This is a genomic window from Curtobacterium sp. Csp1 (assembly GCF_013347185.1).
The window spans coordinates 3386247-3410927 of record NZ_CP054594.1; the positions used below are offsets into that span (position 1 = coordinate 3386247).

The following is a 24681-nucleotide window of genomic DNA, read 5'->3' on the forward strand; positions in this document are numbered from 1 at the left end:
GCGGGGACCGTCCGGACGGTCGTCGTCACGGTCGTGTCCGCGCCGGTACGCTGCTGGGGACCCGGGCCGCGTTCCCGGCGGACGTGAGAGGAACCCATGACGGCGATCGACGGATCGACGCGCCACGGGCGCGCACGGGACGACGTCAGCGGAGCGGTCGACAGCGACCTGCGCGCGGACGTCCGGTACCTCGGCAACCTGCTCGGGCGGGTGCTGCGGGAGACCGGTGGAGACGGACTCCTGCACGACGTGGAGGACCTGCGTGCCGCCGTGATCGGCGCGTACGAGGGGTCCGACACCGACGGTGCCGCCCGGGCCGAACGGATCGTCGCGGGGATGTCGGCGGAGCGTGCCGAGGCCGTGGCCCAGGCCTTCACGACGTACTTCCACCTGACGAACCTCGCCGAGGAGCACCACCGCGTGCGCGTGCTGCGTGCCCGGGGCGACGACGGCGGTGTCGCTGGTGACTCGTTCCCCGCCACCTACGCGTCCCTCGTCGAGCAGGTCGGCGCGGACGAGGCAGCCGCGCGGCTCCGTGACCTCCGGTTCCACCCGGTGCTCACCGCCCACCCCACCGAGGCCCGCCGCCGTGCCGTCACCACGGCCGTCCGGCGCATCACCGACCTGATCGACGAGCGCGACGCGGCCCGCAACGCCACCGCCCGCGCCGAGAACGAGCGCCGGCTGCTCGAGGAGATCACGACGCTCCTCCGCACCTCGCCGCTCCGCACGACCCGGCCGACCCCGCTCGACGAGGTCCGCACGGCGATGAGCGTGTTCGACCAGACGCTGTTCGAGATCGTGCCGCAGGTCTACCGACTGCTCGACGACCGGCTGCTCGGCGAGGACGCCGGCAGCGTGCCCGTCACGGCACCGGCGTTCGTGCGGTTCGGCACCTGGATCGGCGGCGACCGCGACGGCAACCCGCACGTCACCGCCGAGGTCACCAGGCAGGCCGCGGACATCGCCGCCGAGCACATCCTGCTCGGGCTCGCCCGCGCCGCCACCCGCATCGGTGCCGCCCTGACGCTCGACGCCGCCGAGACCCCGGCGGACGCCGGGCTCCAGGCCCTCGTCGCCGCGCAGGAGTCGCTCGACCCCGCCGTCGCCGAGCGCATCGGGGTGCGCGCCCCGAACGAGACCCACCGTCGAGCGCTGCTCTTCGTCGCCGCCCGCATCCGCGCCACGCGCCGTGGGCAGGACGGCATGGCCTACGCCGGACCCGAGGAACTGCTCGCGGACCTGCGCGTCATCCAGGCCTCGCTCGTCGCCGCCGGTGCCGCCCGCACCGCGAACGGCGAACTGCAGAACCTCGTCTGGCAGGTCGAGACCTTCGGGTTCCACCTCGCCGAGCTCGAGGTCCGCCAGCACTCGCAGGTGCACCGCACGGCCCTCGCCGAGATCCGCGCCGGCGGCGAGCTGAGCGAGACCACGGAAGAGGTCCTCGCGGTCTTCCGCACGATCGCCGACCTGCAGCGCCGCTACGGCGTCCGCTCGGCGCACCGCTACATCGTCTCGTTCACGCAGTCCGCCCAGGACCTGGCGAACGTCCACGAGCTCGCGGTCGCGGCCCTCGGATCGGTCGAGGCAGCACCCGTGCTCGACGTCATCCCGCTCTTCGAGACGTTCGCCGACCTGCACGCGAGCGTCGACATCCTCGACGAGGCCGTGCACACCGAGGCGTTCGAGCGCCGGCTCGCCGCGACGGGCAGGAAGCTCGAGGTCATGCTCGGCTACTCCGACTCGTCGAAGGACGTCGGCCCGGTCTCGGCGAACCTCGCGCTGTACGACGCGCAGGCCCGCATCGCCGACTGGGCACGCGACCACGACGTCGAGCTGACGCTGTTCCACGGCCGCGGTGGCTCGCTCGGCCGTGGCGGCGGACCGGCGAACGAAGCCGTCCTCGCCCAGCCGCCGGGGTCGATCGACGGTCGACTCAAGCTCACCGAGCAGGGCGAGGTCATCTTCGCCCAGTACGGCGACCAGGACATCGCCGCGCGGCACCTCGAGCAGATGGCCTCGGCCACGCTGTTCGCGTCGTCGCCCTCGAACGAGGACCGCACCGCCGCCGCGGCGACCCGGTTCGCCGACCTCGCGCAGCAGCTCGACGACGTGTCGCGGACCGCGTTCCACGACCTCGTCAAGGCCGACGGCTTCGCGCCCTGGTTCGCCCGGGTCACCCCGATGGAGGAGATCGGCCTCCTGCCCCTCGGCTCCCGCCCGGCCCGCCGTGGCCTGAGCGTCGAGTCGCTCGAGGACCTCCGCGCCATCCCGTGGGTGTTCTCGTGGACGCAGGCCCGGATCAACCTCGCCGGTTGGTACGGCCTCGGCTCCGCGCTCGAAGCGGTCGGCGACGTCGAGCTGCTCCGGACGGCGTACGCCGAGTGGCCGCTGTTCGGCGCGATGATCAAGAACGTCGAGATGTCGCTCGCGAAGACCGACGAGCAGATCGCCCGACGGTACCTCGAGCTCGCCGACCGTGACGACCTCGCCGCGAAGGTCCTCGACGAGATGCTCCGCACCCGCGACTGGGTGCTCCGGGTCTCGGGCGGGAGCGACGTCCTCGAGGACCGGCCCGTGCTCGCCCGCGCCGTCCGCCTGCGCAGCCCGTACGTCGACGCCCTGTCGCACCTGCAGCTCCGCGCGCTGCGGGCGATCCGCACCTCCGGCAGCACCGACCCGACGGACGCCGACCACCGGCTGCTCCTGCTCACCGTGAACGGCGTGGCCGCCGGCCTGCAGAACACCGGGTGACCCCGCGGGTCGCGATCGCGACCCCCTGACGGACGGGAGGCACGTGGCGGACCCGCCACGTGCCTCCCGTCCGTCGTGGGGTCACCACCCACCCGCCGCGGTCGCACTGTCGAATCGATCCGGGGCGCGTAGCGTTGCGCGGGTGACGACGGAGCGCAGGGGGACCCGACCGACCACCGGAGCGGTGCTGCCGCCGATCGTGCCGCTCGCGCTGATCGTCGGCGTCTCACCGTTCGCGACGGACATGTACATCCCGGCGCTCCCCGCGATCGCCCGCGAGCTCGGGACGACGCCCGGTGTCGTGCAGCTCTCGCTCACCGCGTTCCTCGTCGCGTTCGCGGTGGGGCAGCTCCTGGCCGGACCGGTCAGTGACGGGATCGGACGGCGACCGCTCCTGCTCGTCGGGACGACGGCGTTCGCCCTGGCGTCGGTCGGCTGCGCGGTCGCGCCGGACGTCGGCACGCTCGTCGCTGCCCGGGTCCTGCAGGGCCTCGCCGGGGCCGCGGCGGCGGTGGCCGGACGCGCGATGGTGTCGGACACCACCACCGGGGCCCGCACGGCGAAGGTGTTCGGGACCCTCGCGGCGATCAACGCCCTCGGACCGGTCGTCGCGCCGCTGGCCGGGGGAGCCGTGCTCACCGTCGGGTCGTGGCGGCTCATGTTCGTCGTGCTCGCGGTGCTCGGGGTGGGGTTCGCGGCGGCCGTCGTGCTGCGCTTCGGCGAGACGCTGCCCCCGGCGTCCCGCGGGGGCACCGGCTTCCGCGACAACGGCCGGCGGATCCGGGACCTGCTCGCGATCGGGCGGTTCCGCGCGTACGTCCTGACCGGGGTGCTCTCGACGATCGGGTTCTTCGCCTACATCGCGACGAGCTCGTTCGTCTTCCAGCGGCAGTACGGCTTCTCCGAGCAGCTGTACACCCTCGTGTTCGCGACCAACGCCACGATGATGGTCGTCACGACGCTCGTGTTCCGCCGGGTCGTCGGCCGTGTCTCCGAGGACACCCTGCTGACCGTCGGGCTGCTCGTCGGCACCGTCGGCAGCACGGTCGTGCTCGTCGCGGCGCTCACCGGTGCCGGGCCGGTGCCGGTGTGGTGCGGGCTCGCGGTCGTGACCGGCGCCTGGGGCTTCGTCCTGCCCGCGGCGATGACGCGGACGCAGCACGTCGGTGCGGCGCACCCCGGGACGGCCGCGGCGCTGCAGGGCGGCCTGACGTTCGGTCTCGGCGGGCTCGGGACCCCGCTGGCCGGCGTGCTCGGCGGGACCGCGCTCGCGATGGGCGGGGTGATGGCGGTCCTCATCGCCGCCGCGCTCGTCGTCCAGGTCGTCGCCACCCGGCGAGGCCGGAACACCTGACGGACGGTACCCGGTAGGTTGCAAGCTGCACCCGCAGTGATCAGGAGGGACACCTGCATGGACATCGTCGTACACGAGGCAACGGCGGACACCGCCGTGCTCGAATGCAGCGGCCGGCTCAACATGGTGAGCGCCGGTGCGTTCCGTGAGACGGTGGCCAAGGTGGTCGAGGGCGGGCGTTCGCGTCTGGTCGTCGAGCTGTCCGGCGTCGAGTTCATGGACTCGTCCGGCCTCGGCGCCCTGGTCGGCTGCCTGAAGACCGCGCGGCAGGCCGGGGGTGACCTGCGGCTGGCGGCTCCGTCGGAACAGGTCCAGATGGTGCTGAAGCTCTCGAACATCGACAAGATCCTGCGGACGTACCCGGACGGGGACGCCGCGGTGACGAACTGGGCATGACCCTGGCCATGCGCGGGCACGTCCTCGACCTCGCGTGTCCGCCGGACGACGTCACGGCGGTGCACACCTTCCTCGCCGACGTCTGGGCGAGCGAACCCGACGTGTCGGCGGAGGACCGCATGGCGCTCGAGCTCGCGCTCGTGGAGCTCGCCTCGAACGTCGTCGAGCACGGTGCCGCGGGCCGCTCCGTGACCTGCTCCCTGCGGCTCGACGTGGAACCCTCCGAGGTCCGTGTCCACCTGACCGACGACGGGGTCCCCGTGCCGGTCGACCCGGCGAAGGCGCACCTGCCCGAGGGGCTCGCCGAGAGCGGCCGCGGGCTCGCGCTCGTCCAGATGGTCGTCGAGGACCTGCGCTACGAGCGGGTCGGCGACGAGAACCGGTGGACCGCGCGGCGCGACCGGCACTGACGACGGGGTCCTGACTGTCGGATCCCGGACGGCCCCGACCCTCGACCGACTGTCCGGACGGCACCCGGTCATCCGGTTTGCGCACCGGCGGAGCCGCCATGCGCACCCGTCGCCGCCACGCGGGCCGTCGGACGGTGCCGGTGGGACGGTGGATGCGATGAGCATCGACACCCCGATCGACCCGCGCACCCGGTTCGAGACCGCCGGCACCGATCTCGGTGCCGCACTCGACATGTTCGGGCAGGCGTACGAGGGGGCCGGTTTCGTCGGCGGGCACACCGACCGGCCGTTCTCGTACCGCTTCCGGGTCGTGGGCGACGACGTCATGTCCTTCCGCTCGACGGTGTTCGACGCCCGTGCGGCGGGGCAGGCATCGTCCGGGGACGAGTACGTGGTCGTCTGGACGTCGGAGGGTGGGGGCGTCATCGGCTCCGGCCAGGACGAGGTCCGCTACGGCCCCGGGACGCCCGTGGTGTTCCCGACGGACGGCCCCTTCGCCTTCGACCTGCAGGACGTCCGGCAGAGCCTGGTGCACTTCGACAAGCGGTTCCTCGAGGGCGTCGCCTCCGAGGTCCACGGCGGTTCTGCCGGACCGCTCGTCTTCGACCAGGCAGCGCGTCCGCGGCGGGAGGACCTGCAGACCTGGAACGCGCAGGTGCAGCGCGCCGCATCGACGATCCTCGGCAGCGGCCCGGTGTCGCCGATCGCGATGGCCGAGACCGCCCGCGCGACCGCACTCGCCATGCTGCACACGTTCCCGCACCGGCAGCTGGCCCCGCAGGTCCCCGTGCCGCAGGGGGCGACGAGCCGTGTCCGGACGGCGATCGAGTACATGCACGCGTTCGCCCACACCCCGATCTCGACCACGGACGTCGCCGAGCACGTCGGGCTGAGCGTCCGCGGCCTGCAGCAGGCCTTCCAGCGGCAGGTCGGCACGGCGCCGAACGCGATGCTCCGCGGCGTCCGGATGGACCGCGTCCGCGAGGAACTGCTGCGCGGGGCCCCGGGGCAGCTGACGGTCGCCGAGGTCGCCGTGCGCTGGGGCTTCGCGCACCTCGGTCGGTTCTCCGCCGCGTACCACCAGCGCTTCGGTGAGTACCCGCGCGACACACTCCAGCGCTGAGACCCAGGGTCTCGCTACGCTGCCCGGGTGAACGCAGCACCACGGCCGTCGGCCCGGAGCGAGGGCAGCCCGCAGCGGCACCCGTGGGTGATCGTCCCGGGCATCTGGGACTCGGGCCCCGAACACTGGCAGTCGCGATGGCAGGCCGAGCCCGGGGTCGAGGCGGTCCGCACGGCGCCGACGTCGTGGTCGGACCCGGACCCGGCCGACTGGTCGCAGGCACTGTCGCGCGCCGTGGCGTCCACGAGTCGGCCGCCGGTCCTCGTCGCCCACAGCCTCGGCGTGCTCGCGGTCGCCGACTGGCTCGTGACGCACGGCGACCGCGTGGCCGGGGCCTTCCTCGTGGCGCCGCCGGACCCCGACGCACCGTCCTTCCCCGCGGCCGCCGCGGGCTTCCGTGCGCCGACCGCCCGGGTGTCGACGCCGACCGCGCTCGTCGTGAGCGACGACGACCCGTACTGCTCGCTGCACCGTGCGACGGGCTTCGGGGCGGCCATCGGTGCCGAGGTGCTGCGGGTGGGCGCCCGGCAGCACGTGAACGTCGTGAGCGGCGTCGATCGGTGGGACGAGGGCCGGCGGCTGCTGGCAGCGTTCGAGGAGCGCTGCTGAGCGCTCCGACACGCCGCTCACGTCCGGGCTGGCACACCACGTCCGCAGGCCCGTGAACCGCGACACACCGCGGATGTCCGCCGTTCACGGCCGCGTGATATCTATCCTTCGTCACATGGAGACGCAGCCCGGCGCACGCACCCCCCTCGTGGACCCCTTCGGTCGCGAGGTCGAGGAGTGGCTCCGGGACGCGCCGGCGACGCGCACGCCCTACCTCGCGGACCTCGTGGTGCCGCCGGTCACCGGGCCCGTGCAGCGTCCGGACATCGAGGTCGACACGGCTCCGGCGGACGCGGAGGCGACCCAGCCCGACCCGATCGACGAGGAGCCGGTCCACGAGGCGCCGGCCACCGTCGCCGCCGAGGCTGCCGTCGCACCCGAAGCCACCTCCTTCCGCCGCCGCGACCGTGCCCGCCACGTCGCCGCCTGCGCGCCGTCGTTCCCCGAGCCGCCGGAGCGTCTCGCCCTGCGCATCGAGGACCTGGCCGTCGAGCTCTCCGCAGCCACCGGACGCACCACGGTCGAGCGCATCGTGCTGCTCGAGGACGAGGTCCGCCGTCGTGACGAGGACCTCGCCCGCCTCGCCGCCTGGGAGGCCACCGTCGCCCACCTGGACGACGCCGAGGTCGAGGCCGCCCGCGCCTTCGCGCACACCGTCTTCGCCGACCTGCTCGCCGACGCCGCTGCCGAGGCAGACCGCCGTGACCGCGCCGCCGCCCGTCGCGCCGCGACCGCGCCCGTCCCGACGCCCCTCCGCGACGCCCCGGCCCGTCCGGACGCGCGAGCCGTCGTCGCGCCGACCGTGTCCGCGCACGTCTCGACCGGCCGGTCGGTCGCCGCGGCAGCCGAGCCCGTGCGCCCGGTGCTGTCGCTGCCCGTGGTCAGCCCGGTGTCCGCGAACACCCGCCCGACCCCGCTCGTCCAGCCCGCGACCGGTCCCACCGTGATCGACCGCGCCGCCTTCGCTGCCGCGCTCACGGCCCACGCCGGCATGACGGCGAGCACACCCGTCGTCCTGCCCGAGGCGGTCGCGCTGCCGGCCGCACCGGAAGCGTCCGACGCCACGGTCGACGAGCAGGCGTCCGACGCCCGCCCGGGCTGGTGGTCCCGGTTCGTCGCCCGGCTCCTCGGGCTGTTCGGCCGCCGATGACCCAGGCGCCCGTGCCTGCCCGGGTCCCGGCGCTCGGCCGCCAGCGCGCTCGGTAGACTGACGGGATGCCGACGCTCCGCGAACTCCAGGCCGTGATCGAGGACCTGTGGCCCGCCGCGGGAGCGGAGTCCTGGGACAGCGTCGGACTCGTCTCCGGCCGCGCCGACCAGACGATCGAGCACGTGCACCTCGCCGTCGACGCCGTGCCCGCGACCGCGCATGAGGCGGTCGAGGCCGGCGCCGACCTGCTCCTCACGCACCACCCCCTGCTCCTGCGCGGCGTGACGACCATCGACGAGTCGACCGTCAAGGGGAACGTCCTCGCGACCGTCGTCCGCGGCGGCACGGCCCTGCTCGCGGCACACACCAACGCCGACGTCGTGACGACCGGCACCTCGGCGGTGCTCGCCGACCGACTCGGACTGGTCGACCAGCGTCCGCTCGAACCCGGTGCCGACCCCGCGACGGGCCTCGGCCGCGTCGGGACCCTGCCCGTGCCGACGACCCTCGGTGCGCTCGCCCGCGCCCTCGTCGACCTGCTGCCGCCGACCGCCACCGGTGTCCGGGTCTCCGGCGACTTCGACCGGCCGGTGCGCACCGTCGCGCTCTGCGCCGGCGCGGGGGACTCACTGCTCGGCAACCCGGCAGTCCGGACCGCCGACGTCTACGTCACGAGCGACCTCCGGCACCACCCCGCGTCCGAGTTCCGCGAACAGGCACTGCTCGGCGACGGTCCGGCCCTGGTCGACACCTCGCACTGGGCCACCGAGTGGCTCTGGCTCGACGTCGCCGCCGAGCAGCTCCGGCGCGCCGCCGGGGTCCGCGTCACCGTCAGCGAGCTCCGCACCGACCCGTGGGACTTCGCCGTCCTGCCCGCGGCCGACCCGGTCGCCCCCACCACCCCCGCCCCCGAAGGAGACCGACCGTGAAGGCAGCACCCGAGGACCAGGTCGTCCTCCTCGACCTCCAGCGCCTGGACAACGACGTCACGCGCCTGACGCACCGCATCACCGCCCTGCAGAAGGGTGACCGGCTGACCGAGCTCGGCACCACCGCCGCCGGACTCCGCGCCGAGCTCGCCGCCGCGACCGGCCGGGTCGAGGACGCCGAGCGCGACCTCGCCCGGCTCGAGTCGGACACCGCGACCGCGCAGGCCCGGATCACGCGCGACACCACCATGCTGCAGAACGTCTCGAACGCGAAGGACGCCGCCGGTCTGCAGAGCGAGATGGAGTCGCTGCAGCGCCGCATCGGCGACCTCGAGACGGCCGAGCTCGAGGTGATGGAGCAGCTCGACGTGCACCGCGCCCGGGTCGGCGACATCGAGGCACAGCTCGCCGACGTCGAGGCCTCGCGCGCCACCCTTGTCGCCGAGCGCGACACCGAGATCGCCCGCGTCGAGGCCGACCGCGACGCCGCGGTGCAGAGCCGTGCCGCGGTCGCTGCGAAGGTCCCCGCCGACCTGCTCGCCCTGTACGACCGGCAGCGGGCACGCTACGGCTTCGGCGCCTCCCTGCTGCAGGGCGGCGTGTCCACGGCGTCCGGCGTGACGCTCACCAACTCGGACCTGCAGACCATCCGTCAGGCCGCGCCCGACGACGTCGTGCTCTGCCCGGACAGCGACGCGATCCTGGTGCGGACCGCCGAGTCCGGCCTGTAGCCAGCGCGACCACGCGACGGACGGGAGGCACGGTGCCAGCTGGCACCGTGCCTCCCGTCCGTCATGTGCGCGCATGCGCACGTCCTGTGTGGTCTGTGTGCGAACGGGCCGGCCGTACGCCGGGTTCTGTCCCTCCTCGCGGAGGTGACGGCCATCTCTCTCGGACCGACGTTGCCGTCGGCCTCCAGCGGTCCACCCGAGGACTCAGCGAGCAGCCTCGTCGTCCTCTGTCTGACCTTGCTCCGGGCGAGGTTTACCGAGCGGATCCGGTCACCCGGACCCCTGGTGGTCTCTTACACCACCGTTTCACCCTTACCGACGTCGCCGCCGGCGGTCTGCTTTCTGTGGCACTGTCTCGCGGATTGCTCCGGGTGGGTGTTACCCACCGCCCTGCTCTGTGGAGCCCGGACGTTCCTCGGCACTCCCGGGGGAGTGACGCGACCGTCTCACCGACCCGTTCGCCCTCCGAGTCTACCGGCCGTGCGCGCCGGTGCCTGCACCGGGTCGCCGAGCGTGCCACTTCTGTCGCGCTCGACGCCCGTCCCCGACCGGTACCGCCCGTTCGGCGCACCGCGCGCGGCGTGTCCTGCGCGTTCGGCGCGCGACCCGCGTCCGCGCCCGCGCTCAGCGCTGCTGCGACCGTGCGGCCAGGGTCGCGGCGCCGATGATGCCCGCGTTGTTGCGCAGGGTCGCGGGGATGATCCCGGCCTGCAGGTCGAGCAGGGGGAGGAACTCCTCGTGGTGCTTCGACACCCCGCCCCCGACGACGAAGAGCTCGGGGGAGAGCAGCGCCTCGAGCGTCGAGTAGTACTTCTGCAGCCGCTTCGCCCAGTGCTTCCAGCTCAGCTCGTCCCGCTCCTTCGCGGCGAACGAGGCCCGCGACTCGGCGTCGTGCCCGTCGATCTCCAGGTGCCCGAGCTCGGAGTTGACGATGAGCACCCCGTCGTTGATGAGCGCCGTGCCGATCCCGGTGCCGAGCGTCGTGACGACCACCAGGCCCTCCTTGCCCTTCGCGGCACCGAACTGCTGCTCGGCGAACCCGGCGGCGTCGGCGTCGTTGACGAAGTGGATGGAGCGGCCGAGCTCCTTCTCGAAGAGGGCCTCGGCCTCGAACCCGATCCACTTCTTCGACACGTTGGCGGCCGACATGGTCTTGCCGTCGCGGACGATCGCCGGGAAGCAGACCCCCACCGGCACGTCCGCACCGGGGGCGAGCTCGTCGAGGATGGACTTGGCCACGGCGACGATGTCGTGGGGCTTGCCGCCCTCAGGGGTCGCCTTCTTGATCCGGTCGGTCTGGAGATCACCGGTCGTCACGTCGACGATCGCGCCCTTGATGCCCGTACCGCCGATGTCGACGCCGACTGCGAGAGAGGTCATGGGGATGGTGCCTTTCAGGAGACGGTGAGGAGTTCCGCGCCGCGCTCGGTGACGACGAGGGTGTGTTCGAACTGTGCGGTCCAGGACTTGTCGCGCGTCGAGACGGTCCAGTCGTCCGACCAGATGTCCGCCTCGATCCCGCCGAGCGTGAGCATCGGTTCGATCGTGAAGACCATGCCCGGCTCGATGACCGTGTCGTAGTGGGGCGCGTCGTAGTGCGGGATGATCAGGCCGGAGTGGAACGCGCGTCCGACCCCGTGGCCCGTGTAGTCGCGGACGACCCCGTAGCCGAAGCGCTTCGCGTAGGCCTCGATGGCCCGCCCGATCACGTTCACCCGGCGGCCGGGGGCGACGGCCTTGATGCCGCGTTCGAGCGCGGTCCGCGTGCGGTCGACGAGGTCACGGACCTCCTGCGAGCCCTCGCCGACGATGAACGTGCGGTTCGTGTCGCCGTGCATGCCGTCCTTGTAGGCGGTGACGTCGATGTTGACGAGGTCGCCCTCCTGCAGCATGGTGTCGTCCGGGATGCCGTGGCAGATGACCTCGTTGAGGCTCGAGCAGAGCGACTTCGGGTACCCGCGGTACCCGAGCGTCGACGGGTACGCACCGTGCGAGACGACGTACTCGTGGCCGATCCGGTCGAGTTCGTCGGTGGTGATGCCGGGGCGGATCGCTGCACCGACGGCGTCGATCGCCTGCGAGGCGATCCGCCCGGCGACCCGGATGCGCTCGACCTCGTCCGGGGTGTACGTGTCGCCGAGGCCGTGCTCGTGCGGCTCGGCCCGTCCGACGTACTCGGGGCGCTCGATCTCCCGGGGCACCGCCCGCTGCGGGGAGATCCGGCCGGGGGTCAGGTGTCCGTGTGCGTCCCGGGGCATGCCGACCACTCTATCCGCGCGTGGCGCGCCCCCGTCGCGCCCGTCGCGCCCGTCGCGCCTGCCGCGCGACCGGGTGAGACTCGCGCTGGGGGACGGGACTCGCGCTCCAGGAGGCGAGTCCCGTCCGCCAGCGCGCGTCTCGGGACGCGCACCCGAGCGCGCGGGGCCGTCCCGACCGGCGTGGTCGGGAAGCGACCGCCTGGAGGCCCGGTGCCGGTCCGGCCGGCCGGCACCGGGCCTCCAGGTGGTCGCCATGGGTGCGGGGCGCGGCGGTGCCGCTCCGATCTGCCGGAGCGGCACCGACCTCACGGGCGCAGCGACACCTCACGTCGCGCAGACGGCGTGAGGTGTCGCTCAGCCCGAAACCCCCCAGGCCATGCGCAGCCGCGCCGCGCGGCCGCGCAGCCGCGCGCCGCCGCGCCCGGCCCACCCGGGCCGCGCGTGGGTACGGTGGCGCCATGAGCGACGAACGCATCGAGTCCCAGTGGTGGTTCAACGAGAAGACGCACGCGGTCGAGCAGGGCCCGCAGTCCCCGCAGCGCGACCGCATCGGCCCGTTCGAGACGCGCGAGGAGGCGCAACACGCCCTCGACCGCATCGAGGCGAACAACGAGCGTTGGGACGACGAAGACCAATAGGCTGAGCATCCCAACTGCTCCACGGAAAGGGCGTCAATGGACAAGCAGACGGACTTCGTGCTCCGCACCATCGAGGAGCGCGGCATCAAGTTCATCCGACTCTGGTTCACGGACGTCATCGGGACGCTGAAGTCGGTGGCGATCGCCCCGGCCGAGGTCGAGGGCGCCTTCGCCGAGGGCATCGGGTTCGACGGCTCCGCGATCGAGGGCCTGACCCGCTCGTACGAGGCCGACGTGCTCGCGCACCCGGACCCCTCGACGTTCCAGATCCTGCCGTGGCGAGGAGAGATCGACCCGACCGCGCGGATGTTCTGCGACATCACGACGCCCGACGGGCAGCCCGCCGTCGCCGACCCCCGCAACGTGCTCAAGCGCACGCTGGCGAAGGCGAGCGACCGCGGCTTCACGTTCTACACGCACCCCGAGATCGAGTTCTACCTGCTGAAGAGCCGTGACTGGAAGGACGGCGGCCCGCAGCCCGTCGACCGCGCCGGCTACTTCGACAACGTCCCCGGCGGCAGCGCGCACGACTTCCGCCGCCGGTCCGTCCGGATGCTCGAGGACCTCGGCATCTCGGTCGAGTTCAGCCACCACGAGGCCGGCCCCGGTCAGAACGAGATCGACCTCCGGTACGCCGACGCCCTGACGATGGCGGACAACATCATGACGTTCCGCACCGTCGTGAAGGAGGTGGCGATCGAGCAGGGCGTCTACGCGACGTTCATGCCGAAGCCGATCTCCGGGCAGCCCGGCTCCGGCATGCACACGCACGTGTCGCTGTTCGAGGGCGACCAGAACGCGTTCTACGAAGCGGGCGGCGAGTACCAGCTCTCGCAGACCGCGAAGCACTTCATCGCGGGCGTCCTCCGCCACGCGCCGGAGATCACCGCGGTCACGAACCAGTTCGTGAACTCGTACAAGCGCCTCTGGGGCGGCGACGAGGCCCCCTCGTTCGTCACCTGGGGCCACAACAACCGGTCGGCGCTGCTCCGCGTGCCGCTCTACAAGCCGAACAAGGGCCAGTCCGCCCGGGTCGAGTACCGCGGCATCGACTCCGCCGCGAACCCGTACCTGGCGTACTCGCTGCTCCTCGCGGCCGGGCTCAAGGGCATCGACGAGGGCTACGAACTCCCGCCGGAGGCCGAGGACAACGTCTGGAGCCTGTCCGACGCCGAGCGCCGCGCCCTGGGCTACAAGCAGCTCCCGGCGAGCCTCGACCACGCCCTCGGCCTCATGGAGGACTCCGAGCTCGTGGCGGAGACGCTCGGCGAGCAGGTCTTCAACTACGTCCTGCTCAACAAGCGCCAGGAGTGGAAGGCGTACCGCGACCAGGTCACGCCCTTCGAGCTCGACACCAACCTCGGCGCGCTCTAGCAGCCCGACCCGGAGCACCACATGACCGGTCGGACGAGGACGTCCCGTTCCGAGATGGCCCGGTTGGGCTTCGCGGAGCTGTCGGAGAGCCTGGAACGGATCGCCGGCCTGGAGGCACGGTTCGGCCCTGACGTGCGGGTGCCGGTCAGCGACGCCCCGGCCCTGTGGGAGTCGACGGCCGACCCGGACGGCGCGCTGCGCGCGCTCGAGCGGCTGCTCGAGCGTGCCCCGGACCAGGTCCGGCCGGTCCTGGCCGACGAGGCCGCGACCGAGCGCCTGGTCCGGCTCCTCGGTGCCTCGGTCGGCTTGGGGGAGTTCCTGCTCCGTCGTCCGGCCGAGACCGCGCTGCTGCTCGACCCGGTGACGGCGCCGTGGACGCAGGAGGCGTACGAGGCGTCCCTCGCCGAGGCCGTCGACGGCACGATCGGGGAGGACGCCCGACTCCGGCTGCGCGTCCGGTACCGCCGACACCTGGCCCAGATCGCGCTCTTCGACGTGCTGCACCCTGCACCGACCGAGGCGTTCCCGGCGGTCGCGGCGGGACTCGCGGACCTGGCCGGTGCCGCACTGCATACGGCGGTCGACGTCGCCCGGCGCGAGGTCCCGTTCCCCGCGGCCGACGTCGCCGCGACCCCGCTCGCCGTCATCGCGATGGGCAAGGCCGGTGCGCGCGAGCTCAACTACGTCAGCGACGTCGACGTCATCTTCGTCACCGAACCCACGCGCGACGACGACGCGGACACCGGCGTCGGGACAGACCGCGCGGTGCTCATCGCGACTCGGCTGGCGATCGCGGCGACGCACGCGATCACCGACCTCGCGGCCGAGCCGGCCCTGTGGGAGGTCGACGCCAACCTGCGCCCGGAGGGCAAGGACGGCGCGCTCGTCCGGACGCTCGACTCGCACGTGGCGTACTACGAGCGCTGGGCGAAGGGGTGGGAGTTCCAGGCGCTCCTCAAGGCCCGGCCGATCGCGGGCAGCCGGGACCTCGGTGCGCGGTACGCCGCCGCCGTCGCCCCGTTCGTCTGGAGCTCGGCCGGCCGACCGGGGTTCGTCGAGTCCGTGCAGCGGATGCGTGAGCGGGTCACCGAGCACATCCCGGACGCCGAGGTCGACCGGCAGCTGAAGCTCGGGCCCGGCGGCCTGCGCGACGTCGAGTTCACCGTGCAGCTGCTGCAGCTCGTGCACGGGCGGGACGACGAGAGCGTGCGGGTGCGCTCGACGCTCGAGGCGATGGACGCCCTGACGGCCTCCGGGTACGTCGGTCGTCCCGAGGCCGCGCGCTTCGGTCCCGACTACGCCCTGCTGCGGCTCCTCGAGCACCGCATCCAGCTCCGGCGGCTCCAGCGCACGCACCTCATGCCGAGCGACGAGGAGGAGTTGCGTGTCCTCGCCCGGTCGACGGGCCTCGCGACCTCGGCCGCCGCGCTCGAGCAGCGCTGGCGCGGCGTCAAGCTCGAGGTGCGCGGGCTGCACGAGCGGTTGTTCTACCGACCGCTGCTGTCCGCCGTGGCCGCGACCGACGGCGAGATCGTGCTGACGAGCGACCAGGCGGCCGACCGGCTCGGGGCGATCGGGTTCGCGGACCCCGCCGGCGCGCTCGGGCACATCCGCGCGCTCACCCAGGGCACGAGCCGGCGCGCCACGATCCAGCGCAACCTGCTCCCGGTGCTCCTCCGTTGGATGGCCGAGGGTCCGGCACCGGACCGGGCGCTGCTGGCCTTCCGCCGGCTCAGCGACACCCTGGGGGAGTCGAGCTGGTTCCTCCGGATGCTCCGGGACTCGTCCGGCGCCGCACACTCCCTGACGACCGTGCTGTCCGAGTCGGCGTTCCTGGCCGGGCTGCTCGAACGCTTCCCGGAGGCCGTGGCCTGGCTCGACGAACCCGAGGCGCTCCTGCGCCCGCGGCCGCTCGAGTCGCTGCTCGCCGAGGTCACCGCGACGACCGCCCGGCACGGGGACGACGTGGACGGTGCCGCGGCGCTCGTCCGCTCCGCCCGCCGCCGTGAGACCCTGCGCCTCGGCATGGCCGCCGTGCTCGGGCACCTCGACGTCGACGCCCTCGGACCCGCGCTGACCGACGTCACCGAGGCCACGCTCGCCGGCGCCCTGACCCTGGCGCGCCGGGACGCCCCCGACGGGCTCGAGTTCGGGATCATCGCGATGGGTCGCTTCGGCGGCCGGGAGCTCGGCTTCGGCTCGGACGCCGACGTGCTCTACGTCCACCGGGCACCCGAGTCGCTGCCGAGCGAGCAGGCATCGCGCGCGGCGCAGGCGATCGTGCGCGAGGTCGCACGACTCACCGACGACGCGATCCACCCGTTCGACCTGGACATCGACCTGCGCCCGGAGGGCAAGAACGGGCCGGTCGTCCGGACGCTCGACTCGTACGGCGCCTACTACGCCCGCTGGTCGCTCACGTGGGAGGCCCAGGCGCTCCTCCGCGCCCGGGGATCCGTGGGGGACACGGCGCTCCTCCGCGACTTCGAGCACCTCGCGGACCGCACTCGCTACCCGCAGCGCATCGACGAGCGCGAGGTCCGCGAGGTCCGCCGCATCAAGGCCCGCGTGGAGTCGGAGCGGCTGCCCCGGGGCGCGGACCCGGCCCGCCACCTCAAGCTCGGACGCGGGTCGCTCAGTGACGTCGAGTGGTTCGTGCAGCTCCTCCAGCTGCAGCACGCGACCGACGTCCCGGGGCTCCGGACGACCTCGACGCTCGAGGCCCTGGCCGCCGCGACGGACGCCGGGTTCATCGGGCCGGAGGACGCCGAGCGCCTCGGGGCCGCCTGGCGCTTCGCGTCGCGGACCCGCAGCGCGCTGGTGCTCTGGTCGGGGAAGACGACCGACGTGCTGCCCGTCGACCGGGTGCAGCTCGAGGGCGTCGCGCGGCTCATGGAGTACCCGCCGGGTTCGGCGTCGCAGCTCGAGGACGACTACCTCGGGGTCACCCGGCGGGCCCGCCAGGTCTTCGAGCGCGAGTTCTACGGCGCCTGACACGGCGTCGCACCGACCGCGACACGCCCGGGCCGACACGTTTCGGCGCAAGGTGACGTGTCGTCGAAAGTGAATTCGCGATGTCGCGCGACGTCCCCCGTCGTTGCCCGCGGTGTACCCCGTCAGCTCCCGCAGGGGGGATCGTGACCGCACCGTGACCAGGGTCGTCCGGACCGTGTCGGGGAACGTTCCCGCGGATACCCCCGAACAGGGGTGACCACCTGCTGACCGGGGGTTCTTCGTCGAGGTGCACCGTGCCTCCCGGTCGTCTGGCGACCACGTCGTGACGTGCCGCCCGCGTGGACCGGTCCACCCTGTTGCTGTCAGCAGCAGTGCGGACACGGGTGCGACCTCAAGAGGAGGACATTCATGTACCCCGTAACCTGCCGGAAATGCCCCCGGACGGGGGACGCGTTGCGAGGACGTCCAGGTTCTGTCTCAATGAGGTCACCCGAACCGGCCCAAGGTTCCTCGATGGAGCGGAATCCCCACCTCGAACGTTGAAGCAGGGATCGATGTTCACCTTCATTCTGCAGATCCGGCAGATGGTCGAAGGGCATCCCGAGTTCTACCTGTTCGCCGTGTACTCCGCGGTGATCTGGTTGCTCTGGTTGCTCAAGGTCGTCCTGTCCGCCCGCTACCGCCCCTACACCGGCACCTTCACCGGCACGACCAGCGTGGTCGTCCCCGTGGTGGACGAGCCGATCGACCTGTTCCGTGACGTGATCGGCCGCATGGTCGAGCAGCGCCCCGGCGAGATCATCGTCGTGATCAACGGCGCCCGGAACGCCGCGCTCGAGGCGGTCTGCGACGAGTTCGCCCCACTCGTCCGCTGGACCCACACGCCCATCCCGGGCAAGCGCAACGCGGTCAAGGTCGGCACCGAGATGTCCACCGGCGACATCACCGTGCTCGTCGACTCCGACACCGTCTGGACCGACGGCACGCTCGAGGAGCTCCTCAAGCCCTTCGCCGACGACTCGGTCGGTGGCGTGACCACCCGCCAGCGCATCCTCGAACCGACGCGCTCGTGGATCACCCGCTGGGCGGACTGGCTCGAGAACTCCCGCGCGCTGTACTCGATGCCCGCGCAGAGCGTCCTCGGCCAGATCGGCTGCCTGCCCGGACGGACCATCGCGTTCCGCCGGAGCATCCTCGTCCGGGTCATGGACCGGTTCATGCACGAGAAGTTCATGGGCGTGTTCCTCGAGGTGTCCGACGACCGGACGCTGACGAACCTGACGCTCAAGGAGGGCTTCCGGACCGTCTACCAGTACACGTCGCTCGTGTACACGGACGCCCCGCTGCAGGTGAAGAAGCTCTTCAAGCAGCAGCTCCGCTGGGCCCGCGGCTCGCAGTACAACACGCTGCGGATGCTGCCGTGGATGCTCGGCCACGCGCCGATCCTTGCGGTCTTCTTCCTGACCGACATCATCCTGCCGTTCATGCTGTTCGGCGTCATCGCCGGCTGGATCTACCGCGGGCTGACCGGGCAGGGCGAGAACCTGTACCAGGGCATCCTGCAGCAGTACGGCTTCTCGACGGGCTTCCTCTACGTCGCCGGCCTGATGGTCGTGTCGAGCGTGTTGAGCATGGCGATCCGGCAGATGCGCCACCTCGCCGAGAAGCCGAGTGACTTCTTCCGCCTGCCGATGTTCATCATCGTGTCGACGTTCTTCCTCATGCCGATCCGGCTCATCGGCTTCTTCCGCCTGGCGCACGCGTCCGGCTGGGGGACCCGGGCCGGTGCCTACGCCGGCGGGCCGATGGAGGAGGACCCGGCGCAGCCCCAGGGCGCGCTCGGCTCTGCTCCGGTGAGCCCCGTGGACGCGGCCCTGCCGGCGGCCGTCGACCCCGACCAGGCCGCGGCCGACCGAGCCTTCGACGAGATCTTCGGCACGGAGACGGCGTCCGGTGCCACGGGGTCCGGAACACTCCCGGGCACCGCCACCGGGTCGACCGCGACCGTCCTGACGACCCGGCGCTTGGCTGCCGCCGCCGCTGCCCCGGCCGGTGCTGCGTCGTCCGCCGCCCGACCCACCCCGACGAAGACCCGTCGCTACAACCCCTACGCGGCGATCCCGTACTGCATCGGGTTCGCGATCTTCGCCCTGGAGGCGTTCCTCATTGTCTGACCTCATCCGATCCACCAGCACGTGGTGGGCCCAGTCCAGCAAGCACGCCCGTCGCACCGCGATCGGGACGACCGCGATCGTCCTCGTCCTCGGTCTCATCACCTGGACCGTGTGGGTGTCGCCCTCCGGTCCGGTCTCCACCGCCGTCAGCGAGGCGCTCGGTGTCACGCCGCCCGCCGCGAAGAAGGTCTCCGCGACCGAGCTGCAGACGAAGCTCACGGCAGCGCAGAAGCAGGTCTGGGCGCTCCAGGGCAAGCTCGACTCGTCCAGCGCCCAGGCCGGCTCCCGCGCCGAGGAGATCGCGAAGCTCAAGCAGCAGATCGCCTCGCTGCAGTCCGAGCTCGGTGCTGCGAAGAGCGCCGCTGCCGGGTCCGCTGCAGCTGCCGCTGCGGCCGAGAAGGGCGGGTCCGGCTCCGGGTCCGGTGGCTCCGGCTCCGGCTCTGACGGCGCACACGGCGGGAACGCCGCCGCACCGAACACCGGTCCCTCGAAGGACCCGGTGACGACCGAGCCGATCAGCACCCCGTCCAAGGCGCAGGTGCTCGCGCAGCAGTCCCGGTGGTACGGGCTGTACACGACGCAGGCGCCGTTCAACTGGTCCGAGTACGACCGCGTCTCGCAGGAGGTCGGCAAGGCCACGAACATGGTCGGGTTCTTCCAGGGCTTCGACCAGGACTTCAACCAGACCGCGGTCCAGCGCTCGTGGGCGAACGGCCGCCTGCCCATGATGACGTGGGAGACCGTCCCCGCGAAGACCGGCAACGACCAGGCCTTCGTGCCGGGCTACACGAACCAGGACATCGTCTCCGGCAAGTTCGACGCCTACCTGACGAAGTACGCGCAGGACCTCAAGGCGAACGGGATGCCGCTCGTCATCCGGCTCGACCACGAGATGAACGGCTCCTGGTACAACTGGTCCGAGGGGACGAAGCAGCAGAACGCCGCCGGCTCCTACGTCGCGATGTGGCAGCACGTCTGGAACGTCTTCCAGGCGAACGGGGCGAACGACTACGTCATCTGGGACTGGTCACCCTCGCGCATCGACAAGCTCGGCAACCCGAAGTACCAGACGCTCGACTACATGCGGCAGTACTACCCGGGCGCGCAGTACGTCGACTGGGTCGGGATGTCCGGCTACTACCGCACCGCCACCGAACAGCCGACGTTCCAGACGACCTTCGGTGCCACGCTCGCGCAGATCCGGAAGATCGCCCCCGGCAAGGGCATCGTCCTCAACGAGATCGGCGCGACCGAGACCGGCGGCACCGTGACCGACAGCCAGAAGTCCCAGTGGATCACCTCGCTGTTCGACGCACTGGCGGACCCCGCGAACCGGGACATCATCGGCTTCGCGTACTTCAGCCAGGTCGCCACGACCATCGTCGACGGCACCAGGACCACCAACGACTGGCGCCTCGACTCCCGCGCCGACAGCCTCGCGACGTTCGTCAAGGGCATCGCACGCAACGACATCGACTACGACCTGCAGGAGGTCTCCAAGTGACCGCTCCGAAGAAGGCGAGCACCCCGTCCGCCGACACCCGTCCCGCACCGGTGATCAGCGTCATCGGCACCGGGTACCTCGGCGCGACCCACGCGGCCGCCATGGCCGAGATGGGCTTCGAGACCATCGGCGTGGACGTCGACCCCGCGAAGCTCGCGGCCCTGTCCGCCGGCGAGGTCCCGTTCTACGAGCCCGGCCTGCCCGAGCTCATCACGAAGCACGTCGCCACCGGCAAGCTCCGCTTCACCGCCTCGATCGCCGAGGCCGTAGCCGCCGCCGACGTCCACTTCGTCTGCGTCGGCACCCCGCAGAAGGCCGGCTCGCACGCCGCCAACCTGTCCTACGTCGAGAGCGCCACCCGCGGCGTCGCCGAGCACCTCACCCACCCGGGGCTCATCGTCGGAAAGTCGACCGTCCCGGTCGGCACCGCCGAACGTCTGCGCGGCATCGTCCGCGAGTTCACACCCAGCGGGATCGACGCCGAGCTCATCTGGAACCCCGAGTTCCTCCGCGAGGGCAAGGCCGTCGACGACACCCTGCACCCGGACCGCCTGGTCTGGGGTGGTGCCTCCGCCGCGGCCGACGCCGTGATCCGCGAGGTCTACGCCGCACCGATCGCCGAGGGCACCCCGGTCATCACGACCGACCTCGCGACCGCCGAGCTCGTCAAGGTCAGCGCCAACGCGTTCCTCGCGACGAAGATCTCGTTCATCAACGCGATCTCCGAGATGTGCGCCATCACCGGCGCCGACGTGACGACGCTCGCGGACGCCCTCGGCCACGACGCCCGCATCGGCCGGAAGTTCCTGAACGCCGGGCTCGGCTTCGGTGGCGGCTGCCTGCCGAAGGACATCCGCGCGCTCATGCACCGCGCGAACGAGCTCGGTGCCGGCCGGGTCGTCGGCCTCATGCAGCAGGTCGACGAGATCAACATGGGCCAGCGCGAGCGGGTCATCGACATGACGATCGACTCCCTCGGCGGGTCCGTCCTCAACCGTCGCGTGGCGGTCATCGGCGCGGCGTTCAAGCCCCTCACCGACGACGTCCGCGACTCGCCGGCACTCAACGTGGCGGCCGCCCTGCACCTGCGGGGCGCCCAGGTCACGCTCTGGGACCCGGAGGCGAACGAGACTGCCCGCCGCTCCTTCCCGACCCTGACGTACGCCGGGTCGAAGGAGGCCGCGGTCGAGGGTGCCGACGTCGTCCTCGTCCTGACGGAGTGGGACGACATCACCGGCGCCGACCCGGTCGCCCTCGGCGCGCTCGTCGGCCGTCGCGCGGTCATCGACGCCCGCAACTGCCTCCCGGTCGCCGACTGGGTCCAGGCGGGGTGGTCCGTCCGTTCCCTGGGACGTCCCACGCCGGTCACGGGTGCACCCGTGAGCCCCGCGGCGGGTGCCGCCGACGTGCTGGCGACGGCGCGCTAGGCGTCCACCGCCCCGAGACGGGGCCCGTGCCGGGCCGGCGCGGGCCCCGTCTTCGTGCGCGCTGGTCTGCGTGGGGTGCGCGGGGTGAGCGGGGTGCGCGCGGTGCCGTCCCGCGCGTCGGGTGCCGTTCCGCGCGTGGGAGGCCGATCCGCGCAAGGTGGGTCGTTCCTCCCGGCCTGCAATGCGCGATTCGGCATCCCATAACGGGTGCTATGGGCAGGAACGCACATGGCGACCGGCCTGGAGGCGCGGCGTGCGTCCGCCAGGCCGCCCCGCGCCTCCAGGCTGGGTCGCCTCCGTGTACCACCTGCCGGACGGTAAGCGCCGGCACACAGAAGGGCCCCGCACCGAGTCTCGGTGCGGGGCCCTTGGACCTGCGGATCAGACGCCGAAGTACAGCTCGTACTCGAACGGGTGCGGACGCTGCGCGAGCGGGAGGATCTCGTTCTCGCGCTTGTAGTCGATCCACGTCTGGATGAGGTCCTCGGTGAAGACGTTGCCCTTCGTGAGGAACTCGTGGTCCGCCTCGAGCGCCTCGAGCGCCTCGTCGAGGGAGCCCGGCACCTGCGGGATGCCCTTGGCCTCCTCCGGGGGGAGCTCGTAGAGGTCCTTGTCGACCGGCTCGTGCGGCTCGATGCGGTTCTGGATGCCGTCGAGGCCCGCCATCAGCTGCGCGGCGAAGGCGAGGTACGGGTTGCCCGAGGCGTCCGGCGCGCGGAACTCGATGCGCTTGGCCTTCGGGTTCGTGCCCGTGATCGGGATGCGGATCGCGGCGGAGCGGTTGCCGGCCGAGAAGACCAGGTTGACCGGGGCCTCGAAGCCCTTCACCAGGCGGTGGTACGAGTTGATCGAGGGGTTGGTGAACGCGAGCAGCGCCGGGGCGTGCTTGAGGATGCCACCGATGTACCAGCGCGCGAGGTCGGAGAGGCCGCCGTAGCCGTTCTCGTCGTAGAACAGCGGCTTGCCGTCGTTCCAGAGCGACTGGTGGGTGTGCATGCCCGAACCGTTGTCGCCGAAGAGCGGCTTCGGCATGAACGTGGCGACCTTGCCCCACTGGTCGGCCGTGTTCTTGACGATGTACTTGAACTTCAGGATGTCGTCCGCGGCGTGGACCATCGTGTCGAACTTGTAGTTGATCTCCTGCTGACCGCCGGTGCCCACCTCGTGGTGCGAGCGCTCGAGCTCGAAGCCCGCCTCGATCAGCTTGAGCGTGATGTCGTCGCGCAGGTCAGCGGTCTTGTCGACCGGGGAGACCGGGAAGTAGCCGCCCTTGTACGGGGTCTTGTTGGCGAGGTTGCCGCCCTCTTCCTCGCGGCCGGTGTTCCAGGCGCCTTCCTCGGAGTCCACCGAGTAGAACGACTTGTTCTGGGTGACCGAGTAGCGGACGTCGTCGAAGATGTAGAACTCGGCCTCGGGGGCGAAGAACGCGGTGTCCGCGATGCCGGTCGAGGCGAGGTACTTCTCGGCCTTCTTGGCGACCTGGCGCGGGTCACGGCCGTAGATCTCGCCGTTCCGCGGGTTGTAGATGTCGAAGATCATGATCAGCGTGCGCTCGGCGCGGAACTGGTCGATGTACGCCGTCGTCACGTCCGGGATGAGCTGCATGTCCGACTCGTGGATCGACGCGAAGCCGCGGATCGACGAACCATCGAAGAGCTGGCCGACGGAGAAGAAGTCCTCGTCGACCGTCGACGCCGGGATGTTGAAGTGCTGCTGGACACCGGGCAGGTCCGTGAACCGGATGTCGAGGAACTTGACGTCCGTGTCCTTGATGAAGGCGAGCACCTCGGAGGAATCGCTGAACATGTGTGTCGATCTCCTGGGGGTATGGGGGATGTCTTCGAGTGCCACCGGGTGCACCCTCCGACGAGGCTATTGACACCGAGTTTCCCGGACATGACTGCATTGTTTCGCGCGTGTTACGTCCCGGGGGTCGCCTACGCTGGAGGCATGGCTCCCAGCACCACTCCGCCCTCCGCCGCCGCCGCGAACCCCGGTGGCGCGCACCCGGACGGGTGGCCCGGGAAGGACCTCGGTCTCCCGGAGGAGGGCCCGCGGAGCGTCGGTCGCATCGGCCGACGCATCGTCGCGCTGCTCATCGACGGTGTGCTCGCGGACCTCGTGGCGTTCGTGACCGGTGTCTGGTCGCCGGTCGCAGGGTCCGGGGACATCACGCACACCTGGATCCAGCTCGCCATCTTCGCGGTCCTGCAGGTGCTGTTCATCTGCACGTTCTCGGGGTCGTTCGGGCACCTGTGCGTCGGGCTGCGGGTCGTGCCGATCCGCGGCGGGTACGTGGGTGTGTGGCGCCCGGTGGTCCGGACGCTGCTGCTGTGCATCGTGGTGCCGGCGCTCATCATCGACCGGGACAGCCGGGGTGCGCACGACCGCATCGCGGGGACGGTGCTCGTCCGGCGCTGACACGCGGCAGGCGCGGTTCCGGCACGGGCGCGGCTCCGGGACGGGCACGGTTCCGAAGCGACGATGGAGCAGAAGACGTCGCATTCCCCGGCTTGGCGTCAGGGGGTGGTTGCAACACCTTGAGTTCGAGGTGGTGGCGTGGGGTGTTTCTTCGCGAGCAGCAGCAGGTGTTCTGGTCGGCGATCCGGTCGGGTGCGTCGACGGTGATCGCTGCAGAGTTGATCGGGGCCGGTCAGTCGCAGGGGCGGACGTGGATGCGGCAGCGTGGGGGCATGGTGCCGGCGTATTTGCTGCGGGATGTTTCCTCACGGTTCTTGTCGCCGTGGGAACGGATGATGATCACTGCCGCATTGCGGCAGGGAACGTCGATTCGTGCAATCGCGAAGATGCTGGGGCGGGCTCCGTCGACGATCTCGCGTGAGATCCAGCGGGGCCGTTCCGGTGGCCGTCCCTACGACGCTCGTATCGCGCAAC

At 71.8% G+C, this 24681-nt stretch carries 20 protein-coding genes and 1 other RNA gene; 17 read left to right on the top strand and 4 right to left on the bottom strand.

The features are described from left to right. Positions 1-96: 96 nt before the first annotated feature. From HUN58_RS16290 to HUN58_RS16330, 9 genes are all read left to right on the top strand, one after another. Positions 97-2754: a phosphoenolpyruvate carboxylase gene (locus HUN58_RS16290; RefSeq protein WP_114850904.1), complete on the top strand. Its 2658-nt coding sequence runs from the start codon at positions 97-99 to the stop codon at positions 2752-2754. A 142-nt stretch (positions 2755-2896) separates the two neighbouring features. After that, a complete protein-coding gene (locus HUN58_RS16295) occupies positions 2897-4108 on the top strand; it encodes a multidrug effflux MFS transporter (RefSeq protein WP_254631525.1) in 1212 nt (403 codons plus the stop codon). A gap of 57 nt (positions 4109-4165) precedes the next feature. After that, a complete protein-coding gene (locus tag HUN58_RS16300) occupies positions 4166-4504 on the top strand; it encodes an STAS domain-containing protein (RefSeq protein WP_114850903.1) in 339 nt (112 codons plus the stop codon). Continuing rightward, entirely contained in the window at positions 4501-4914 is a 414-nt protein-coding gene (locus HUN58_RS16305; RefSeq protein WP_229666715.1) for an ATP-binding protein, read from the top strand. The genes HUN58_RS16300 and HUN58_RS16305 overlap by 4 nt, the downstream gene beginning before the upstream one ends. 157 nt (positions 4915-5071) lie before the next feature. Next, positions 5072-6037 carry an AraC family transcriptional regulator gene (locus tag HUN58_RS16310; protein WP_141861326.1) on the top strand — a complete coding sequence of 322 codons (966 nt, stop codon included), beginning with the start codon at positions 5072-5074 and terminating at the stop codon, positions 6035-6037. Between the two features lie 27 nt (positions 6038-6064). After that, positions 6065-6646 (top strand): alpha/beta hydrolase, encoded by a 582-nt coding sequence (locus HUN58_RS16315; RefSeq protein ID WP_217488545.1) that lies wholly within the window; start codon positions 6065-6067, stop codon positions 6644-6646. 115 nt (positions 6647-6761) lie between these two features. Next, positions 6762-7796, top strand: coding sequence for a hypothetical protein (locus HUN58_RS16320; RefSeq protein WP_180225201.1), 1035 nt, complete (start codon positions 6762-6764; stop codon positions 7794-7796). 65 nt (positions 7797-7861) lie between these two features. Then, positions 7862-8725, top strand: coding sequence for a Nif3-like dinuclear metal center hexameric protein (locus HUN58_RS16325; RefSeq protein ID WP_180225202.1), 864 nt, complete (start codon positions 7862-7864; stop codon positions 8723-8725). Then, on the top strand, positions 8722-9456 hold the full coding sequence (locus tag HUN58_RS16330; protein WP_180225203.1) for a zinc ribbon domain-containing protein: 735 nt from the start codon (positions 8722-8724) through the stop codon (positions 9454-9456). Before HUN58_RS16325 ends, HUN58_RS16330 begins: the two co-directional genes overlap by 4 nt. A gap of 100 nt (positions 9457-9556) precedes the next feature. On the opposite strand, the gene rnpB is transcribed toward HUN58_RS16330, so the two are convergent. The 3 genes from rnpB to map form a co-directional block, all read right to left on the bottom strand. After that, an RNA gene (rnpB, locus tag HUN58_RS16335) (RNase P RNA component class A) lies at positions 9557-9913 on the bottom strand. A 167-nt stretch (positions 9914-10080) separates the two neighbouring features. Continuing rightward, a complete protein-coding gene (ppgK, locus tag HUN58_RS16340) occupies positions 10081-10836 on the bottom strand; it encodes a polyphosphate--glucose phosphotransferase (RefSeq protein ID WP_114850898.1) in 756 nt (251 codons plus the stop codon). A gap of 14 nt (positions 10837-10850) precedes the next feature. Further along, positions 10851-11714, bottom strand: a complete 864-nt coding sequence (gene map / locus HUN58_RS16345; protein ID WP_180225204.1) for a type I methionyl aminopeptidase — start codon at positions 11712-11714, stop codon at positions 10851-10853. Positions 11715-12172: 458 nt separating this feature from the next. Between map and HUN58_RS16350 the strand changes: the two genes are divergently transcribed. The 6 genes from HUN58_RS16350 (at position 12173) to HUN58_RS16375 (ending at position 21786) form a co-directional block, all read left to right on the top strand. Further along, positions 12173-12352: an SPOR domain-containing protein gene (locus HUN58_RS16350; RefSeq protein ID WP_114850897.1), complete on the top strand. Its 180-nt coding sequence runs from the start codon at positions 12173-12175 to the stop codon at positions 12350-12352. A 36-nt stretch (positions 12353-12388) separates the two neighbouring features. Continuing rightward, the gene (locus HUN58_RS16355; protein ID WP_058741328.1) at positions 12389-13726 is read left to right on the top strand and encodes a glutamine synthetase family protein; all 1338 of its coding nucleotides are present in this window, start codon (positions 12389-12391) and stop codon (positions 13724-13726) included. Positions 13727-13747: 21 nt separating this feature from the next. Next, on the top strand, positions 13748-16720 hold the full coding sequence (locus HUN58_RS16360) for a bifunctional [glutamine synthetase] adenylyltransferase/[glutamine synthetase]-adenylyl-L-tyrosine phosphorylase (RefSeq protein WP_180225205.1): 2973 nt from the start codon (positions 13748-13750) through the stop codon (positions 16718-16720). A 515-nt stretch (positions 16721-17235) separates the two neighbouring features. After that, a complete protein-coding gene (locus HUN58_RS16365) occupies positions 17236-18855 on the top strand; it encodes a glycosyltransferase family 2 protein (RefSeq protein ID WP_180225206.1) in 1620 nt (539 codons plus the stop codon). Then, on the top strand, positions 18848-20359 hold the full coding sequence (locus HUN58_RS16370; RefSeq protein ID WP_180225207.1) for a glycoside hydrolase family 26 protein: 1512 nt from the start codon (positions 18848-18850) through the stop codon (positions 20357-20359). Before HUN58_RS16365 ends, HUN58_RS16370 begins: the two co-directional genes overlap by 8 nt. Continuing rightward, positions 20356-21786, top strand: coding sequence for a UDP-glucose/GDP-mannose dehydrogenase family protein (locus HUN58_RS16375; RefSeq protein WP_058741324.1), 1431 nt, complete (start codon positions 20356-20358; stop codon positions 21784-21786). Before HUN58_RS16370 ends, HUN58_RS16375 begins: the two co-directional genes overlap by 4 nt. Before the next feature lie 381 nt (positions 21787-22167). Here HUN58_RS16375 and glnA read toward each other — a convergent pair whose 3' ends face one another. Continuing rightward, the gene (gene glnA, locus HUN58_RS16380) at positions 22168-23592 is read right to left on the bottom strand and encodes a type I glutamate--ammonia ligase (RefSeq protein WP_180225208.1); all 1425 of its coding nucleotides are present in this window, start codon (positions 23590-23592) and stop codon (positions 22168-22170) included. Positions 23593-23736: 144 nt separating this feature from the next. Between glnA and HUN58_RS16385 the strand changes: the two genes are divergently transcribed. Further along, positions 23737-24207: an RDD family protein gene (locus tag HUN58_RS16385; protein ID WP_058741322.1), complete on the top strand. Its 471-nt coding sequence runs from the start codon at positions 23737-23739 to the stop codon at positions 24205-24207. A gap of 143 nt (positions 24208-24350) precedes the next feature. Then, on the top strand, positions 24351-24681 hold a 331-nt coding region (locus HUN58_RS20625), incomplete at its 3' end, for a helix-turn-helix domain-containing protein (protein ID WP_254631526.1).